The sequence below is a fragment of the Ruminococcus sp. RTP21484sp1_RTP21281st1_A8_RTP21281_210402 genome (genome assembly GCF_040914025.1).
GTDB classification, from domain to species: Bacteria; Bacillota; Clostridia; order Lachnospirales; family Lachnospiraceae; genus Blautia_A; species Blautia_A faecis.
In genome coordinates, this window is record NZ_JBCPGE010000004.1 from 1 (window position 1) to 16,536 (window position 16,536).

Annotated in this window: 17 protein-coding genes, 8 tRNA genes, 1 rRNA gene and 2 pseudogenes; 20 read left to right on the plus strand and 8 right to left on the minus strand. The window is 44.0% G+C overall.

The window, feature by feature from the left end:
- Together AB5170_RS02475 and AB5170_RS02480 are read left to right on the plus strand one after the other, a co-directional pair.
- A 23S ribosomal RNA gene (locus AB5170_RS02475) occupies positions 1-126 on the plus strand; the annotation flags it as partial.
- A 283-nt stretch (positions 127-409) separates the two neighbouring features.
- Complete coding sequence (locus tag AB5170_RS02480) at positions 410-1,822, plus strand: MATE family efflux transporter (RefSeq protein WP_243252137.1); 1,413 nt, start codon at positions 410-412, stop codon at positions 1,820-1,822.
- Positions 1,823-2,005: 183 nt separating this feature from the next.
- Here the strand turns inward: AB5170_RS02480 and AB5170_RS02485 are convergent, their stop codons facing one another.
- Positions 2,006-2,968 carry a helix-turn-helix transcriptional regulator gene (locus AB5170_RS02485; RefSeq protein WP_173772151.1) on the minus strand — a complete coding sequence of 321 codons (963 nt, stop codon included), beginning with the start codon at positions 2,966-2,968 and terminating at the stop codon, positions 2,006-2,008.
- Positions 2,961-3,173: a molybdopterin-binding protein gene (locus AB5170_RS02490; RefSeq protein WP_118579240.1), complete on the minus strand. Its 213-nt coding sequence runs from the start codon at positions 3,171-3,173 to the stop codon at positions 2,961-2,963. The genes AB5170_RS02485 and AB5170_RS02490 overlap by 8 nt, the downstream gene beginning before the upstream one ends.
- 387 nt (positions 3,174-3,560) lie before the next feature.
- Here AB5170_RS02490 and modA point away from each other — a divergent pair, with 387 nt between their 5' ends.
- The 3 genes from modA to AB5170_RS02505 are packed head-to-tail and all read left to right on the plus strand — an operon-like array spanning position 3,561 to position 6,207.
- Positions 3,561-4,448, plus strand: coding sequence for a molybdate ABC transporter substrate-binding protein (gene modA / locus AB5170_RS02495; protein ID WP_173772149.1), 888 nt, complete (start codon positions 3,561-3,563; stop codon positions 4,446-4,448).
- A gap of 11 nt (positions 4,449-4,459) precedes the next feature.
- On the plus strand, positions 4,460-5,155 hold the full coding sequence (gene modB, locus AB5170_RS02500; protein ID WP_118579234.1) for a molybdate ABC transporter permease subunit: 696 nt from the start codon (positions 4,460-4,462) through the stop codon (positions 5,153-5,155).
- On the plus strand, positions 5,155-6,207 hold the full coding sequence (locus tag AB5170_RS02505; RefSeq protein ID WP_173719644.1) for a sulfate/molybdate ABC transporter ATP-binding protein: 1,053 nt from the start codon (positions 5,155-5,157) through the stop codon (positions 6,205-6,207). The genes modB and AB5170_RS02505 overlap by 1 nt, the downstream gene beginning before the upstream one ends.
- A 219-nt stretch (positions 6,208-6,426) precedes the next feature.
- Here the strand turns inward: AB5170_RS02505 and AB5170_RS02510 are convergent.
- Both AB5170_RS02510 and AB5170_RS02515 read right to left on the minus strand, forming a co-directional pair.
- Positions 6,427-6,497: transfer RNA gene (locus tag AB5170_RS02510), tRNA-Trp, on the minus strand.
- Positions 6,498-6,584: 87 nt separating this feature from the next.
- A tRNA-Ser gene (locus AB5170_RS02515) sits at positions 6,585-6,672 on the minus strand.
- 112 nt (positions 6,673-6,784) lie between these two features.
- On the opposite strand from AB5170_RS02515, the gene epsC reads away from it, so the two are divergent.
- Together epsC and AB5170_RS02525 are read left to right on the plus strand one after the other, a co-directional pair.
- Positions 6,785-7,711 carry a serine O-acetyltransferase EpsC gene (gene epsC, locus AB5170_RS02520; protein ID WP_173716423.1) on the plus strand — a complete coding sequence of 309 codons (927 nt, stop codon included), beginning with the start codon at positions 6,785-6,787 and terminating at the stop codon, positions 7,709-7,711.
- 151 nt (positions 7,712-7,862) lie between these two features.
- A pseudogene (locus AB5170_RS02525) lies at positions 7,863-7,970 on the plus strand (DUF6783 domain-containing protein); the annotation flags it as partial.
- Here AB5170_RS02525 and AB5170_RS02530 read toward each other — a convergent pair.
- Entirely contained in the window at positions 7,923-8,039 is a 117-nt protein-coding gene (locus tag AB5170_RS02530; RefSeq protein ID WP_306467823.1) for a DUF6783 domain-containing protein, read from the minus strand. The pseudogene AB5170_RS02525 and the gene AB5170_RS02530 overlap by 48 nt on opposite strands.
- Before the next feature lie 106 nt (positions 8,040-8,145).
- Between AB5170_RS02530 and AB5170_RS02535 the strand changes: the two genes are divergently transcribed.
- From AB5170_RS02535 to AB5170_RS02560, 6 genes are all read left to right on the plus strand, one after another.
- A tRNA-Gly gene (locus tag AB5170_RS02535) sits at positions 8,146-8,216 on the plus strand.
- 3 nt (positions 8,217-8,219) lie between these two features.
- Positions 8,220-8,292, plus strand: a tRNA-Gly gene (locus AB5170_RS02540).
- A 40-nt stretch (positions 8,293-8,332) separates the two neighbouring features.
- Positions 8,333-8,403, plus strand: a tRNA-Gly gene (locus tag AB5170_RS02545).
- Between the two features lie 3 nt (positions 8,404-8,406).
- Positions 8,407-8,479, plus strand: a tRNA-Gly gene (locus AB5170_RS02550).
- 40 nt (positions 8,480-8,519) lie between these two features.
- A tRNA-Gly gene (locus AB5170_RS02555) sits at positions 8,520-8,590 on the plus strand.
- Between the two features lie 3 nt (positions 8,591-8,593).
- A tRNA-Gly gene (locus AB5170_RS02560) sits at positions 8,594-8,666 on the plus strand.
- 39 nt (positions 8,667-8,705) lie between these two features.
- Here the strand turns inward: AB5170_RS02560 and AB5170_RS02565 are convergent.
- The 3 genes from AB5170_RS02565 to AB5170_RS02575 form a co-directional block, all read right to left on the minus strand.
- Positions 8,706-8,924 carry a DUF378 domain-containing protein gene (locus tag AB5170_RS02565; RefSeq protein WP_148462795.1) on the minus strand — a complete coding sequence of 73 codons (219 nt, stop codon included), beginning with the start codon at positions 8,922-8,924 and terminating at the stop codon, positions 8,706-8,708.
- 224 nt (positions 8,925-9,148) lie between these two features.
- Positions 9,149-10,258: a DUF5067 domain-containing protein gene (locus tag AB5170_RS02570; RefSeq protein WP_368361860.1), complete on the minus strand. Its 1,110-nt coding sequence runs from the start codon at positions 10,256-10,258 to the stop codon at positions 9,149-9,151.
- Positions 10,240-10,314, minus strand: coding sequence for a hypothetical protein (locus AB5170_RS02575; RefSeq protein WP_334297762.1), 75 nt, complete (start codon positions 10,312-10,314; stop codon positions 10,240-10,242). The genes AB5170_RS02570 and AB5170_RS02575 overlap by 19 nt, the downstream gene beginning before the upstream one ends.
- An 85-nt stretch (positions 10,315-10,399) precedes the next feature.
- Between AB5170_RS02575 and AB5170_RS02580 the strand changes: the two are divergent.
- The 7 genes and pseudogenes from AB5170_RS02580 to AB5170_RS02610 form a co-directional block, all read left to right on the plus strand.
- Positions 10,400-10,471, plus strand: a pseudogene (locus tag AB5170_RS02580) (hypothetical protein); the annotation flags it as partial.
- 186 nt (positions 10,472-10,657) lie between these two features.
- Positions 10,658-11,587, plus strand: coding sequence for an alpha/beta fold hydrolase (locus AB5170_RS02585; RefSeq protein ID WP_118579222.1), 930 nt, complete (start codon positions 10,658-10,660; stop codon positions 11,585-11,587).
- A 76-nt stretch (positions 11,588-11,663) separates the two neighbouring features.
- A complete protein-coding gene (locus tag AB5170_RS02590; protein ID WP_173716424.1) occupies positions 11,664-11,813 on the plus strand; it encodes a hypothetical protein in 150 nt (49 codons plus the stop codon).
- A gap of 380 nt (positions 11,814-12,193) precedes the next feature.
- Positions 12,194-13,138 (plus strand): ABC transporter permease, encoded by a 945-nt coding sequence (locus AB5170_RS02595; protein WP_118579219.1) that lies wholly within the window; start codon positions 12,194-12,196, stop codon positions 13,136-13,138.
- A gap of 2 nt (positions 13,139-13,140) precedes the next feature.
- Positions 13,141-14,499 carry an ABC transporter permease gene (locus AB5170_RS02600; RefSeq protein ID WP_118579270.1) on the plus strand — a complete coding sequence of 453 codons (1,359 nt, stop codon included), beginning with the start codon at positions 13,141-13,143 and terminating at the stop codon, positions 14,497-14,499.
- Positions 14,500-14,514: 15 nt separating this feature from the next.
- Complete coding sequence (locus AB5170_RS02605) at positions 14,515-15,522, plus strand: ABC transporter ATP-binding protein (RefSeq protein ID WP_118579216.1); 1,008 nt, start codon at positions 14,515-14,517, stop codon at positions 15,520-15,522.
- Entirely contained in the window at positions 15,523-16,533 is a 1,011-nt protein-coding gene (locus AB5170_RS02610) for an ABC transporter ATP-binding protein (RefSeq protein ID WP_118579213.1), read from the plus strand. It abuts the gene before it with no gap.
- Positions 16,534-16,536 lie beyond the last annotated feature (3 nt).

Genomic DNA, 16,536 nt, shown 5'->3' on the forward strand with positions numbered 1-16,536 from the left:
CTCAAGATGAGATGTCCCATTCGAAAGAAGTAAACCCCCTTGAAGACGACGAGGTAGATAGGGCAGGGGTGGAAGTGCAGTAATGCATGGAGCTGACTGTTACTAATAGGGTGAGGGCTTGACCAAGAAATGAGAAAGGCGGCTGTAAAGTGGCTGCCGGACTCACGCAAAGGTAAAATGATTCCATTAGGATGTAACATGTATGTAGTTTTGAAGGTACAGAACGGAAACGGTAGCCGGTTGGTTATCGTTTTTTTTGTGTGTAGGTTCCTATTGCAAAATTTTCTCATTTGTTTACATTTACCTATTGCATTATTTCCCAATATGTAGTAACTTAGTATCTACCACGCTGTAATCACAGAACAAATATTCTGTTTTACAGTTTGGAAATGAAGGGGGAAATTGATAAATGGAAAACACAGTAACTAAGGCTGGATTCCGGAAGAAATTTCTGGGAGATAAGGCCTTTTACAAAATGGTACTTGCAATTGCAATACCCATTATGATACAGAATGGTATCACTAATTTTGTCAGCCTTCTGGACAATATTATGATCGGAAGGATTGGCACAGAGCAGATGTCAGGGGCAGCCATTGTAAATCAGCTTCTTTTTGTATACAATCTTTGTCTGTTTGGAGGCGTGTCCGGTGCTGGAATTTTTACAGCTCAGTACGCAGGCCAGAAGGATCATGAAGGTGTACGCCAGACATTTCGCTACAAATTATGGCTGGTAATTGCGCTTACAGTTATAACAATACTGATTTTAATGTGGTCAGGAGAAAACCTGATTGGCATGTATCTGAAAGGCGAAGGAAGTGCGGCTGCACTGGAGGCTACGAGCAGATATGGAATGCAGTATCTGTGGATCATGTTTATTGGATTACCGCCATTTATGATCAGCCAGGCATATTCCAGTACTCTTCGCGAATGTGGAGAGACTGTTCAGCCTATGAAGGCGGGGGTTACTGCAGTACTTGTGAATCTTGTATTCAACTATCTTCTTATTTATGGTAAATTTGGTTTTCCAGAGCTGGGGGTACGAGGAGCTGCTATTGCGACTGTTCTTTCACGCTATGTGGAGGCTGCAATTATAATTGTCTGGTCACATACCCACACAGAAAAAATGCCTTTTGCCAAAGGTCTTTACAGTACTTTGAAGGTACCAGCTAATTTAACAAAGAAGATTTTGATCAAAGGAACTCCGCTGCTGCTTAATGAGACTCTCTGGGCAGCCGGAATGGCAATTCTTACCCAGTGCTATTCTATTCGGGGATTAAACGTAGTAGCTGCACAGAATATTGCAAATACCATTAATAATGTTTTTAATGTTGTATTCATCGCTTTGGGAGATTCAGTTGCCATTGTAGTTGGACAGCTGTTAGGCGCGGGAGATATGAAGAAGGCCCGAGATACAGATAATAAGATGATTGCATTTTCTGTTATGTGCTGTACTGGAGTGGCATTAGTCATGCTGATTGTCGCACCATTTTTCCCAAAGCTGTATAACACCAATCTGGATGCGCAGGAACTGGCGAAATACTTTATTATGATCATGGCAATTTTTATGCCTCAGAATGCATTCCTGCATGCTTCATATTTTACCTTGCGTTCCGGTGGAAAAACGATCATTACATTTTTATTTGACAGTGTATTTGTGTGGTGTGTCAGTGTACCCATTGCGTATTGTCTCAGTCGTTTCACAGGTTTACACGTGTTGGCTGTTTTTGCCATGGTACAGGTGGGAGATATTTTGAAATGTATTGTGGGTTTTGTACTGGTTAAGAAAGGTGTATGGATGCAGAATATTGTTTCCGGAAAATAGGCGGGGAATGCCTGACAATTATTTTTCAAATAGAGTTTTTTGTTAACCGAATGACTTATCTGGAGCGTGTTTGAAAAAGGCTTTTTCAAATGTGCTCTAAGAAAAAATGCTTTTAATTTATTCAAACAGCAGTTCAGAAGCTGCGTAAATAAATTGAAAGCATTTTTATTATCCATGGGTATTTTAAAGAGAAAGCAGTTCTCCGGTCCGTGTCACATCATATCCGGTCTGTCCCTGAAGAATAGTTCGGAAATCTTCAGACCGTACAATTTCAAGAAGAGCAGAGAATCCAGGCTGGGAAAGGGCTTCCGTTTCCATGACCAGATACATAGGAAGTGTCTGAAGCGGAATAAAATCCAGAAGTCCGGACTGGTGTGCTGCGTATTCTTCTCCAAGAGCTGAATCTGCCTTGTGCGTAGCAATAGCTGCGGCAGTGGAAATATCGGATACCAGTTCAGTATGGTAACCAGATATGCTGGCTGGCGAAATTTTTTCTGAGAAAAGAAACTGGTCCAGGTAAATCCGTGGTGTACTTCCTTTTTCCCGATTGGCAATCTTTATGTCTTTACAGGCGAAATCCATCAGACCTGAAAGCTTCAAAGGGTTTCCAGAAGGAACATAAAGCCCTATGGAATACTCATAAAGGCATAAAAGAGAAAGCTGTACACCTGGGACAAGACTGCGGATATGTTCCAGATCCAGACTTGCACATGCTATGTGAGCCTTTTTGAAATAAAGAGAATACAGGCCGTTGTAGCTGTTCATAAAGGATTGAAGGACTGGGATCCCCTGAGGGTGAATGGACATCTGGCTGACCAGAAGTTCGAGAGCCGGGGAAAACTGTCCGCAAAGGATCAGTCCGCTGGAGTGGAGAAGATAATCCCGCTTCAAAAGGGAACTTTCCGGAGGAAGTTCCGGAATCTGCAGATTTCCGTCAGGGGTACTGGAAGAAGCGGCTTTCTGATCTGGCATGTTATTGCCGGAACCGGAACGCTCCAGGTATTGTTTCAGCTGCTGCTCGCTGATGCGAAGCTGCTTTCCTACTTTGGAAGAATATAATTCTCCACGTTTGATCAATTCATAAACAGTGGTCTTTTTAATTTGAAGCTTGTCTGCAATTTCCTGAGCAGTATAAAGTTTATTCATCAATTCCCACCATAACGTTGGTTGCTTTAATGACTGCGTAAGCGTCAGAGCCAACTTCAAGTCCAAGTTCTTCTACGGCTGCACAGGAAATAGTAGCTGTGATAATGTTGCCTCCTCCGATATCAATTGTGACGATGGAGTTTACGGCTCCCTTATTGATATTGATAACTTTTCCCTTTAACTGATTGCGTGCACTTAATTTCATAGTTAAATCCTCTTTTCACTATTTACTACAAAACTCCTGAAAGACAGCCGTGTATTTATTATGTCTATATGCTGAATGGATGGATATCAGACAGATCGGAACATATGAGCAAGTAGGAGATTAGACAGGAGTATGAACGTGTTCCATAGCTGAGAAGCAGCTGCCTTTTGTATTTATTATTGGTAGTATTTAAATATCATAGCATGTTGGAAAGAAAATAACAAGGGCTGTTTCGTTGGAGAAAAAATGAAAAATAAAAAAATTTGTGCGAACTAATAAAAATTGTACAAACAATGCAGGTTCAAATTGACATGTTAAATAAAATTAAGTATAATGAATAAAACTAAACAAAACACAACAAAACATAACAAAAACGGAGGGCGAGAAATGAAAAAAAGAGTTTTTGCAGCACTTATGGCTGGTGTTATGGGAACTATGATGTTTGGAACTACTTTCGTATCTGCTGAAGCAGAGACTCCGGAACTGAAAGGTGAGGTTTATGCATTTATTGCAGCCAGCCTGAATAATGCTATGGAAGAAATTCAGAAGAATTTTAATGAGACTTATCCGGATGTTGAGATTCTTTATAATGCGGACAGTTCAGGAACTTTGCAGACTCAGATTGAGGAAGGCGCCCGCTGCGATATTTTCTTCTCAGCAGCTACGAAACAGATGGATGCATTGGTTGACGAGGGACTTGCTGACAAGGATTCTGTAGTGAATCTTCTCGAGAATAAAGTTGTTCTCATTAAACCAAAGGATGGGGAGACCAAGGTAACCGGATTTGAGAACATCACAGATGCTGCAAACCTTGCCCTTGCCGGAGAGGATGTTCCGGTTGGACAGTATTCCCGCGAGATTTTTGATAATCTCGGAATTACAGATGAAGTAAACAAGATGGAGATCAACGAAGGTAAGAACGTTACCGATGTACTTGCATCTGTAAGTGAGGGCAGCAATGAGGTTGGTATCGTATATGCTACGGATGCGGCTTCTGTGGCAGATTCTGTTGAGGTTATTGCAGAGGCACCGGAGGAAAGCCTTAAAACACCTGTACTTTACCCTGCCGGAATGGTAGAAGATAAAGAAGCAAGTGATGATGATAAAGCAGCAGCAGAAGCATTTCTTGAGTACCTTCAGTCTGATGAAGCTCTTGAAGTATTTGAGAAATATGGATTTGCAGCTTATGTAAATGACGAGAAAACGGATGACATGGCAGCCGCTGAAGAGACCGCAGAGCCGACAGAGGAAGCATCTGAAGACACTGCAGAATAAAGGATAATAATATGGTAGAATTTCTCAGTGAAATAAACTGGAGTCCTTTGTGGATTTCTTTGAAAACCGGTGTGGCAGCAACTATATTTGCTTTTTTTCTGGGTGTATTCTGTGCAAGGAAGATCATGAAACTGAAACCGGGAGCAAGGGCAGTGCTGGATGGGATTCTGACAATGCCTCTTGTTCTGCCTCCTACAGTAGCTGGATTCTGCCTGCTTTTGCTTTTTAGCCTGAAAAGGCCTTTTGGAAGTTTTCTGCTGGACAATTTTGATATTAAAGTAGTTCAGACATGGACCGGATGTGTGATCGCAGCTTCTGTGATCGCGTTTCCACTGATGTATCGAAATGCCAGGGCGGCCTTTGAGCAGGTGGATGTGAATCTGATCTATGCAGGAAGAACTCTGGGAATGAGTGAAAGCCGGATATTCTGGAAGGTAATTATACCTGCAGCAGGACCTGGAATTGCTTCCGGTACTGTACTGGCTTTTGCCCGTGCCATTGGAGAATATGGAGCAACCTCCATGCTTGCCGGCAATATCCTTGGAAAGACAAGGACGGTTTCTGTTGCAATTGCATCAGAGACTGCAGCTGGAAATTATGATATGGCAGGTTTCTGGGTCGTAGTGATCATATTGATCTCATTTCTGGTGGTTGCAGCAATTAATATTGCTTCCGGCAGAGGAATGCAGACCAGAAGGTGGATATAATGGCGATTGAACTTGATATTCAGAAAAATTTTAAAGGTTTTTCCCTGGATGTAAGACTGAAGGGGCAGGATGGACCTATAGGGATCCTGGGCGCTTCCGGAAGCGGAAAGAGTATGACTCTTCGCAGTATTGCCGGAATTGAAACTCCGGATTCCGGAAGAATCATTATTAACGGGAAGACTGTTTTTGATTCTGAGGAAAAAATTAATTTAAAGCCTCAGGAGAGAAGAGTTGGATACCTGTTTCAGAATTATGCCCTTTTCCCAACTATGACTGTGGAAAAGAATATTGCCTGCGGGTATCGAGGGGAAAAAAGCAAGCTTTCACAGAAGGTTGCAGATTACATAAAAAGATATCATTTGGAGGGACTGGAAAAGCATTTTCCGTCGCAGCTTTCTGGCGGTCAGCAGCAGCGGGTGGCTCTTGCGCGTATGATGATCGGAGAGCCGGAGGTGATTCTTCTGGATGAACCTTTTTCTGCGCTGGATGGGTATCTGAAGGATATTTTGCAGCGTGATATGCAGAATTTTTTGAAAGATTACAAAGGCGATATGATTATGGTAACTCACAGTAGGGATGAGGCCTATAAGTTCTGCAGTCAGCTGACCCTGTTGAATAATGGAAAAGATATTCTTACTGGTGAGACCAGGGATATTTTCGAAAATCCTCAGTATCTGGAGGCTGCAAGGCTGACTGGATGTAAGAATTTTTCTGCAGTGCAGAAGATGGGCAGCCATGAGGTTTATGCATTGGATTGGGAGCTTATGCTTCGTTCAGAACAGGAAGTGACAGAGGATATTACCCATGTTGGAATCCGGGGACATTGGATGAGGCCGGCAACTAAGGCTGGTGAGAATACCATGGAAGTGCAGGTTGAGGAGTATATTGAAAATACTTTTGAGCATCAGTATCTGTTTCGTAATAAAGGGGCTGCAGAAAGCGGCACTTTGTGGTGGATGTGCCAGAAAAAGAATTTCCAGGAAACTGCAAAGGACAATATCCCAAAGTATCTGTATTTTCCACCAGAGCATGTGATGTTGTTGAAGAAATAAAACAAGGTGGTTCTGAATGAATAATAAAGGAATATGAGACAGCATGGAATGGTTTGCTGTTTCATATTCCTTATTTTGTATTGCGAAGTCTGCAGAAGACGGATAGTAGAAGAATGTCTTTATTTCAGATATGTTTTAGAACTTTTTTTAAACAAGCTCTGATGCTGCGATAAAAAAACGCCGGAAACCTTGAATTACAAGATTTCTGACGCTTAAGAGCAGGGGATGAGAGAATCGAACTCCCACCAAAGGTTTTGGAGACCCCTATCATACCATTTGACCAATCCCCTATGTTTTGTTTCTGTTGCAATTATACATACAAAAGGAACAGTTGTCAAGGCAAAATTAATAAAATTTGCACGAAAACAATTATGAAACGGAGATGGAGGGATTTGAACCCTCGCACCGGTTACCCGGCCTACCGCATTTCGAGTGCGGACCCTTCAGCCACTTGGGTACATCTCCATGACATTCTCCATTATATCGGGGGATTGGATAAAGGTCAATCTTTTTTTTATTGACGTAAAAAGAATAGTGTAATAATATGAAAGGAAAGCAAAATACGAGGAGACCAGTTATGAGTGACAAAAAGACATCCATAGAGAATGCAGTAGAACGTCTGACTGCCAATTACCGTAAGGAAGAGCTGTTTCTGACAAAGAGCGGAAGACATCTGCCAGTCCGTGCAGCGATTATTAATATTGTGAAAGAAATGAGATCAGTTATTTTTCCGGGATATTTCGATATTGATTCGGGAGCAGCTGTTTTTCCGGAACATTATACCGGATATCTGCTCAATGACCTGTTTGACCGTATGCAGGCGCAGATTGAGACGGCTTTTCTGTATGTTGGCGATGATATGACCAGTGCATGCGGCAAGGCAGCACAGATAACCTCCAGATTTTTTGAGCAGCTTCCGGAAGTGCAGGAGATGCTGCTGAAAGATGTGCAGGCTGGTTTTGATGGTGACCCGGCTGCGAAGAGTAAAGAGGAGATTATTTTCTCCTATCCGGGATTTCTGGCAATTTATGTGTATCGTCTGGCACACATCCTTTATCTGGAGGAGGTTCCGTTTATTCCAAGGATTATGACAGAGTATGCTCATGACCACACAGGAATCGATATTAACCCAGGTGCTACGATTGGGGAATATTTCTTTATTGACCATGGCACTGGCGTAGTAATCGGTGAAACGACTACTATTGGGAATAATGTGAAGCTGTATCAGGGAGTTACCCTTGGCGCGCTTTCTACAAGAAAAGGACAGCAGCTTTCTGGTGTGAAGCGTCATCCTACTATTGAAGATAATGTAACCATTTATTCCAATTCTTCTGTACTTGGTGGAGAAACTGTGATTGGGGAGAATACGATCATCGGCGGAAACACATTTATCACAGAATCGATTCCTGCAAACTCCAAGGTAAGTGCGAAGAGTCCAGAGCTGGTGATCAAGAAACCGCGTACACATGTGGAAGCTTCCAATGTCTGGGATTGGGAAAATTAACGGAATAAAGTGAAAATGGCAGTTAACAGAGCAGGCACGGTGGTGTTTTAGAAAATATCATTTCTGGAAAAACAGAAAGTCGTAGTGTGAATCTGGTAACATGCATCGCTTTGAATATGGTGAACCGTGTAACTGTTGACTGCTCCAGAGCATGTTTGAAAAATCATTCCCCAATCTGCACGCCCCACTTTGCGGTATATTTCGCCCGAATTCAGTTGTCGTAGCCCGCTATGGCTCTTTCATCCGGGCAAAATCTCCCACAAATTGTGACGTACATCTTGCAGAAAGCCTTTTTCAAACATGCTCTAACAGACAAGCAATATTGCATCAATCTTAGAAACAAAAGAAAAAATTAAAAAATTTCAAAAAAGTTGTTGACAAATATTCCAACATCAGATATACTAATCTTCGTTGTGACGGACAAGCACAAATGTGCGGGTGTAGTTCAATGGTAGAACACCAGCCTTCCAAGCTGGATACGTGGGTTCGATTCCCATCACCCGCTTATGCGATAGTGGCGTAGTTGGTAACGCGCGACCTTGCCAAGGTCGAGACCGCGGGTTCGAGCCCCGTCTATCGCTCTTCTGACAAATGTCAGGTAAACACATCTGAATATGATGTGCGGGTGTAGTTCAATGGTAGAACACCAGCCTTCCAAGCTGGATACGTGGGTTCGATTCCCATCACCCGCTTGTGCGATAGTGGCGTAGTTGGTAACGCGCGACCTTGCCAAGGTCGAGACCGCGGGTTCGAGCCCCGTCTATCGCTCTTCTGACAAATGTCAGGTAAACACATCGGAATATGATGTGCGGGTGTAGTTCAATGGTAGAACACCAGCCTTCCAAGCTGGATACGTGGGTTCGATTCCCATCACCCGCTTGTGCGATAGTGGCGTAGTTGGTAACGCGCGACCTTGCCAAGGTCGAGACCGCGGGTTCGAGCCCCGTCTATCGCTCTTTAAAAGCCAGGAATTAAGTTTCCTGGCTTTTTTAACTTATGACGCATTATTTTCATTGGAGCAGAGCGTTCCATAGAAACTGAGCAGATACAGACCCGAAAGTCCGACCAGTGCGTAGATGATTCTGGAAATCCAGCTCATACTGCCAAAGATGAGAGCTACCAGGTTAAAGTTGAAGAACCCGATCAGTCCCCAGTTGACAGCGCCGATTATTGTAAGAGTCAGACAGAAACAATTTAAAAATTTATTTTCCATAAGTCACCATCCTTTCGTAACTATAGTGTTTCTTTTTATCGTGGAAATTATACGAAAAAGCCTGTATAAAATGTGGTAAAAGATGGAATTTTAGCAGCAAAAAACAGGGGGACTGTCTGAAACTGCAAAGAGAGACATAAAAATACGCGAAAGCCTTAAACGGAACTTTCGCGTATAAAAGATTTCATTGTGCTTCCCATATGGTGATGTGCTGGTTGCTTCTTTTACTGGAGATTTAATGTCTGTGCTGCTGTAATTCCAGTATCCAGACCAAATGCGTCTGAAGCATGCAAGGTAACCGGGCTCATATCATTAAGGGAAAAAGCCTGACATACATTTACTGTTTCTCCTGGCTGGATTTCTTTCATAAATGCATCAACAGCCTCATCACTGTTTGCCGGAATAGCTGCTTCAAGAGCCGCATCATTCTGATAAGCGGTAAGATTTACATCTACCATAGCACTGGAAGAACTTTCTCCGTTATTTGTGTAGTCATAGTAGACGAGAAGGCAGGGCTCACCGCCAAAGTCTGTGGAAACTACATTTCTGGTATAGTGGATAGAGAAACGCTGGTTGGAAAGATCAATGGTTCCATCAGATGTGGCAGGCGTCTGGACCACAGAATCAGCTGGACCATCGGTTCCCTCTGCTGTGGAGTCGGAATCCGCCAGAGCCTGGCTGATCTCATCCTCTACACTTTTGAAATTGGCGGACATGATCTTTACTGTTTCATCATCAAGAGCTGTAACCTTCCATTGGCCGTTTACTTTGATCATAGGATAAACAATGTCTGTTTCACTGAATTTGTCTTCCAGGCTGGAGGCTTTTTCCATTAAAATAGAAGCAAGCTTGTCCTGGGTTTCCTGTTCCGTAAGACTCTCGCCGGAAAAGGCGCTGGAAACAATCTGACGAAGGAATTCGGTTACAGTTTCACGGTAGATATCAGATCCGTCTACATAGCGGATCCGCGCAGTGACTTCAGCAGTGCCGTCTTGAAAACTGAAACGTGTCTTTGTGATCTTCCAGGTCATTTTGGCATTGATGGATTTGAAGAAGCTTTCGTAGGTGGCGTTTCGCACATCTGCATTGTCAAGAGCGGAAAGATCGGCGCTCTGGAGCATACTTTCCATTGTGTCGAAATCAAGGCTCTGGATGCCGGTAAGATATTTATCCAATTCTTTGGCTGGCTGTCTGCGTTCGTAGAAATAGTAGCCAATGGCGGCACCGACGATAAGGATAAGAATAAGCAGAAGCAGAATGCGTCCGGCCTTTTCTTTCCTTTTTTTCTTCGGAACAGGGTGTTCATCTGGCATATTTAGTTGTTTTTCTTCCATGTTTCCTCCTTGTTAAGTTTAGAGCGTGTTTGAAAAATCATTCCCGCAATCTGCACGCCCCACTTTGCGGTATATTTCGCCCGAATTCGGTTGCCTTAGCCCGGCTACGGCGCCCTCATCCGGAAAAAATCTCTCACAAATCGTGACGCACATCTTGCAGAAAGTCTTTTTCAAACATGCTCTGGCGATGTCTATGATATTATAATTTCATAAATTGACCGTCTGTAAAAATTTCACATATAAATCTTTGTGACATCTTTTTTATTATAGTATACTCTTGGGAGAGTGTCAAAGTATTTACAGAGTGTTACTGCTCACTCCGTTCAAAGTAACCAGTAACTTTACGGATACCGGTTATTTATGTTAAGATAATAAAAAAAGAAGAAAGGCGGAAAAACTATGGGTGCAAAGTATGAAGCTTATATAGAATCAGAGGCGGATGGACTTGATATTTCCGTTCTGGCAGTGGTTCCGGATGAGACACCGTACAAAGGAATCCTGCAGCTTGTTCATGGGATGAGCGAATACAAGGAGCGCTATCTTCCCTTTATGGAATACATGGCTAAAAAAGGCTATGTATGCGTGATCCACGATCACCGTGGCCATGGGAAAAGTGTGCGGGCGCTGGATGACCTGGGATATATGTATGGCGGCGGCGCGGATGCGATCCTCAAGGATATTGAGGTGGTGAACCGGGAAATGCACCAGCAGCTTCCGGATCTGCCATTGATCTTATTCGGGCATAGTATGGGTTCGCTGGCCGTGCGCGCTTTTGCAAGAGATCATGATGACTGCATGGACATGCTGATCGTTTGTGGTTCTCCAAGCAAGAATGGGGCAAGATCTCTTGGAGAAGCAATTGCCCATATGGAAAGTGCTGTGTTTGGACCAGCTCACAAGAGTAAAGTTATCGAAACCCTTTCCTTTGCCGGAAATGTGATGCGCTTCCGCAAGGACAAAAACTGTACTTCCTGGATCTGTGCCAATAAGGCAGCAGCTCAGGAATACTCCGATTCTGAACTTTGTGGCTTTACGTTTACAGATGATGGCTATCTGGCACTTTTTGAGCTGATGAAGCGTGCTTACGACGTAAAGCACTGGCACTGCACCAGACCGAAAATGCCCGTGCTTTTTGTCAGTGGTTCTGATGATCCCTGTATGATCAACGTGCGTCATTTTGCAAAAGCAGTGCAGGATATGCGGCGCGCCGGTTATGTAGACGTGAAAGGCAAGCTGTATCCGGGAATGCGCCACGAAATTCTGAATGAGACAGACCGGAAGCGGGTTTATCATGACATTGCCTTCTATATAAAGAAAAAGGGTTTTTGAGAAAACACGTCCATTATGCATAATATGCTCTATTTTGCACATACTCACAGAAATACAGTGTGAAATGGAGAACTATATGAGAAAAAAAGGCTGGATTCTGCTGCTGGTTCTTCTGGGTGTGGCTTTTCTTATGAGCTGCGGCAAAGATACGGAGCCGGATGAAGCAAAAGGGGAACTGGTAAGAATTGAGAGAGAAGGATGCCAAGCTGGTATCCTTCTTTTTTGAATTGGAAAATAGATTGGTCCTGTACAGATTACAGGAATGATTTTTAAAACAGGCTCAAAAGTTTTTTTTAAACATGCTGTAGAGTTATGATAAACAATCTGCGCTTGTGAAACAAACAAATGTCTTTGTATAAAATACACAAAAAATATACCATAATAGCACTGAAAAATAGTACAAGCTTAAAAAATTGCACCGTCACCGTTCTAAAGTTTAAAATGTTACTTGAATAAAGCGAATTGAAATGCTATAATTTTTTTCATATATTATAAAAATGAACTCTGGTCAGAAATCAGTCTGATATGGGTGTGGCGTTTTTGACGGCATCGCTCATAAAGGAAACCGAAATAAATGTTTTCGACCGGAAAAAATAAGGAGGAAAAATGGGAAAGTATTTTGCAAAAAGACTTGGAATGGCGATTCTGACTATCTTTCTGGTAGCCTGTCTTACCTTCCTGCTGATGAATGCTGTACCTGGAAGCCCATGGCTCAGTGAAAAAACACCTTCTGAGACCACACTGGCTGCGCTGAATGCCAAATATGGACTGGATAAGCCGGTCTATGTACAGTTGTTTATGTATCTGAAAAATATTCTTCACGGTGACTTCGGTGTATCACTTAAGATGCAGAAGAACCGTGCAGTTCTTGACATTATCGTGGATATGTTCCCGGTATCTGCCAAGGTAGGTGCACTTGCACTTGCATGGGCGATTCTGGTGGGTGTACCTCTTGGCTGTCTTGCCGCATTTAAGAGAGGCAAGCTGACAGACAGCATTCTTCGTGTGATCTGTACACTTGGAATCTCCATGCCAAGCTTCGTTGTGGCATCTGTTCTTCTGGTAACCCTGACTGGAAACAATGCACTGAATCTGTTTCCGTCTATTTTTGATCCGTCGCAGGGATGGCGCGCCTATGTACTGCCATGCTTTGCCCTGGGCTTTTACCCAATGTGCTATACAGCACGTCAGACACGTTCTGCCATGCTGGATTCCTTAAGCCAGGAGTACATTAAGACAGCCCGCGCCAAAGGTCTGAAGAACAAAAAGATTATTTTCAAGCATGCTCTTAGAAATGCACTGATTCCGGTTATTACATACTTAGGACCGCAGGTGGCCTTTACTCTTTGTGGTGGTTTTGTTGTAGAGAGCGTATTCTCAATTCCAGGACTTGGACGTTACTTCGTACAGTCCATCCAGAACCGTGATTATCCGGTTATTATGGGAACTACCATTTTCCTGGCAGCATTTATTATTCTGATGAACCTGGTTGTAGACCTCCTTTATAAGGTTGCTGACCCGAGAATCAGCCTTGCGAAAGGAGGAGAATGATCGTGGCAGAAGATAAGAAGATTAAGAAATGTCCGGTGAGTCTTCAGCCGGATATTGAGAACCTCCTTCAGGATTTAAGTCCGGATGATTTTGCATCTGCGTCCAGACAGGAGAAGGATGATTTTATTCAGGACCGCCAGAGCGTTTCCTACTGGAAAGATGCCTGGAGAAGATTAAAGAAAAATGTGGTGGCTATGGTTGCACTTGGTGTGATCGTATTCCTGTTTTTATTTGCCTTTGTGGGCCCGCTTCTGATCCCATATGGTTATGACGAGTTTAACAAAGGTGCTGAGAACCTTTATCCCTATCACTACACACTGGAGGACACTCAGCGTGTGAACGACGAGATCGCTTCCAGAACCCAGTCCGATGTAGTGGATGTAGATGAAATGATCGCCCAGGCGAAAGCAGAAGCTGAGAAAAAGGGCGAGAAATTTACAAAGAAAGATGAAGCAGTTATCCGTGCAAAAGCAAAAGTCGCTGCAAAACCTTCAGAAGATTCTTCTGAGGAGCAGAGCGTAGATGAGGATTCCATCCGCAAGGAGCTTGGAATCAAGAAGCATATTTTCGGTTATTCCCAGGCAGAGCTTGAGCGCAAGGCAAATGGGGAAAAAGTATTCCCTCATGTATTTGGTACTGACATGTATGGCCGTGATATTCTGGTCCGTGTTATGTATGGTGCCCGTGTTTCCATGTCTGTCGGCGTATTCGCAGCTATCCTGGTACTGGTGATCGGCGCCCTTTATGGTGCTATTTCCGGTTACTGTGGCGGCAAGGTGGACGCAGTGATGCAGCGTATTGTTGAACTTATTTATGCAGTTCCGGAGATGCTGGTTGTCCTTTTGATCGCAACTGCACTGAAACCAATCCTTACTGACTATGTGAATTCATCAGGAACCAGTCCTATGAAATCCTTTGTCAATGTACTTGGACCGAACCTGATCTCCATGTTTATTGCATTTGGTCTGTTATACTGGGTTACCATGAGTCGTATTATCCGTGGCCAGGTACTTCAGCTGAAACAGCAGGAATATGTAACCGCAGCAAGAGCACTTGGTGCATCTGGCGGCAGAATCATCCGCCGTCATCTGCTTCCAAACTGTATCGGACAGATCGTTGTTACTACCTGCCTGCAGATACCGTCTGCAATTTTCCTGGAATCCTTCTTATCCTACCTTGGAGTTGGTGTTTCTGCACCTCTTCCAAGCCTTGGATCCATGGCAACAGACGCACTTAGCGGTATGTACACTTATACTTACAGACTGATCGTACCTTCCGTGATCCTGAGCATTATGATCCTTGCATTCAACCTGTTTGGCGATGGACTTCGCGATGCTCTTGATCCGAAGCTGAAGAAATAAGAGAGGAGGAGAACAATGTCTGAACAGAAAAATAAATTGCTGGAAGTAAAAGACCTGAAAGTCTCCTTCTTTACCCCGGCCGGCGAGGTAAAAGCCGTTGGCGGTATCTCCTATGACCTTGATTATGGCGAAGTTATGGGAGTTGTTGGAGAATCTGGTTCTGGAAAGAGCCAGGAGGCATATTCTATTATGGGGCTTCTTCAGTCCCCAGGTAAAGTTATCGGAGGCTCCATTACCTTCGAGGGAAAAGATGTCCTTTCTTTTTCCAAGGAAGAGATGACTGCGTTCCGCGGAAACAAAGTAGCTATGATTTTCCAGAATCCCATGACCTGTCTGAATCCGGTTTACACCATCGGAAATCAGCTTGTGGAAGCTCTTCGTGCCCATGATAAGAAAATCAGCAAAGAAGAAGCCCAGAAACGTGCCATGGAAATGATGGAACTGGTTGGAATCAATAATGTGGAGAAGCGTATGAAGCAGTATCCACACGAGTTTTCCGGCGGTATGCGACAGCGTGTCATGATCGCTATGGGACTGATCTGCCATCCGCAGCTTCTGATCGCAGATGAGCCGACCACAGCCCTTGATGTTACCATTCAGGCACAGATCCTTGACTTGATGAAGGATCTTCAGAAAAAGACCGGAATGGGAATCATTTTCATCACACACAACCTTGGTGTTGTGGCAGATATCTGTGACAAGGTATCCGTTATGTATGCAGGTAAAATTGTGGAGCAGGGACCTGTAGATGACATTTTCTACGAGCCTGCACATCCATATACAAAGGGTCTTCTTCGTTCCATGCCCCGTGTTGATGCCGAGAGCTATGAAAGACTGATCCCAATCGAGGGAACCCCGGTTGATATGCTGAATCCGCCGGAAGGATGTCCGTTTGCTCCACGTTGTGAGCATTGCATGAAGATCTGTCTGAAGAAAATGCCTCCTTACGTGGAAGTGGGCGAGAAACATCGTTCCGCCTGCTGGCTTCGGGTTCAGGAGCTTATGAACAAGGAGGAGAAATAAATGGCAGAAGAAAAGAAGCTTCTTGAAATTGAGAATTTACGAAAATATTTTCCGGTAAACGGCATAAAAGGTCCGGGGGTACAGGCTGTACAGGATGTTTCCCTTTATATCAAAAAAGGTGAAACACTCGGTCTTGTAGGAGAGTCCGGATGTGGAAAGACCACACTGGGAAGAACGATTCTTCGCCTTTATGAGCCAACCGGAGGAAAGATTATTTATGATGGCGAAACCATTTACGACAATCCTCTGGATAAAGACGGCAAACCTCTTGGAAAAGCCAAAGCTGCCAAAATGCTTCCCTACAGAAGAAAAATGCAGATCATTTTCCAGGATCCGTCCGCTTCCCTGGATCCTCGAATGACAGTTGGTGAGATCATTGGAGAGGCCATTGATATCCACAAGCTTGCAGCGAGTAAGAAAGACCGCGCTGACATGATCAAAGAGCTGCTGGCGCAGGTTGGATTAAATACAGAGCATGCAAACCGTTATCCACATGAGTTTTCCGGCGGTCAGCAGCAGCGTGTTGGTATTGCCCGCGCCCTTGCAGTAAAACCGGAGTTCATCGTCTGTGACGAGCCGATTTCCGCATTGGATGTTTCTATCCAGTCACAGGTGGTAAACATGCTGGAAGACATGCAGGAGCAGATGGGTCTGACTTATCTGTTCATTGCCCATGATCTTTCCGTTGTCCGTCATATTTCCAACAGAATCGGTGTTATGTATCTTGGCTCTCTTGTTGAGTTGGGCGAGAGCTATGAGCTGAACAGACATCCGATCCATCCATATACACAGACCCTGCTTTCCGCAGTTCCGGTTCCGGATCCAAAGCTGAGCCGGACAAGAAAGCGTATTATTCTGGAAGGAGACGTGCCAAGTCCTATGAATCCGCCAAGCGGATGCCGTTTCCACACCAGATGTCCATATGCCACTGAAAAGTGCAGCCAGGTAACTCCTGTGTTCAGAGAGCATGAGCCGGGCCACTGGGCAGCCTGCCATTTGCTGGACAAATAAAGG

What these genes read in the sequence shown, in the direction of transcription:
- AB5170_RS02605 (WP_118579216.1), top strand. Translation starts at nt 14,515, where the DNA reads ATGTCTGAACAGAAAAATAAATTGCTGGAAGTAAAAGACCTGAAAGTC.
- AB5170_RS02485 (WP_173772151.1), bottom strand. Translation starts at nt 2,968, where the DNA reads ATGAATAAACTTTATACTGCTCAGGAAATTGCAGACAAGCTTCAAATT.
- AB5170_RS02590 (WP_173716424.1), top strand. Translation starts at nt 11,664, where the DNA reads ATGAGAAAAAAAGGCTGGATTCTGCTGCTGGTTCTTCTGGGTGTGGCT.
- AB5170_RS02610 (WP_118579213.1), top strand. Translation starts at nt 15,523, where the DNA reads ATGGCAGAAGAAAAGAAGCTTCTTGAAATTGAGAATTTACGAAAATAT.
- AB5170_RS02505 (WP_173719644.1), top strand. Translation starts at nt 5,155, where the DNA reads ATGGCGATTGAACTTGATATTCAGAAAAATTTTAAAGGTTTTTCCCTG.
- modA (WP_173772149.1), top strand. Translation starts at nt 3,561, where the DNA reads ATGAAAAAAAGAGTTTTTGCAGCACTTATGGCTGGTGTTATGGGAACT.
- modB (WP_118579234.1), top strand. Translation starts at nt 4,460, where the DNA reads ATGGTAGAATTTCTCAGTGAAATAAACTGGAGTCCTTTGTGGATTTCT.
- epsC (WP_173716423.1), top strand. Translation starts at nt 6,785, where the DNA reads ATGAGTGACAAAAAGACATCCATAGAGAATGCAGTAGAACGTCTGACT.
- AB5170_RS02585 (WP_118579222.1), top strand. Translation starts at nt 10,658, where the DNA reads ATGGGTGCAAAGTATGAAGCTTATATAGAATCAGAGGCGGATGGACTT.
- AB5170_RS02570 (WP_368361860.1), bottom strand. Translation starts at nt 10,258, where the DNA reads ATGGAAGAAAAACAACTAAATATGCCAGATGAACACCCTGTTCCGAAG.
- AB5170_RS02490 (WP_118579240.1), bottom strand. Translation starts at nt 3,173, where the DNA reads ATGAAATTAAGTGCACGCAATCAGTTAAAGGGAAAAGTTATCAATATC.
- AB5170_RS02530 (WP_306467823.1), bottom strand. Translation starts at nt 8,039, where the DNA reads ATGCAATATTGCTTGTCTGTTAGAGCATGTTTGAAAAAGGCTTTCTGC.
- AB5170_RS02565 (WP_148462795.1), bottom strand. Translation starts at nt 8,924, where the DNA reads ATGGAAAATAAATTTTTAAATTGTTTCTGTCTGACTCTTACAATAATC.
- AB5170_RS02480 (WP_243252137.1), top strand. Translation starts at nt 410, where the DNA reads ATGGAAAACACAGTAACTAAGGCTGGATTCCGGAAGAAATTTCTGGGA.
- AB5170_RS02595 (WP_118579219.1), top strand. Translation starts at nt 12,194, where the DNA reads ATGGGAAAGTATTTTGCAAAAAGACTTGGAATGGCGATTCTGACTATC.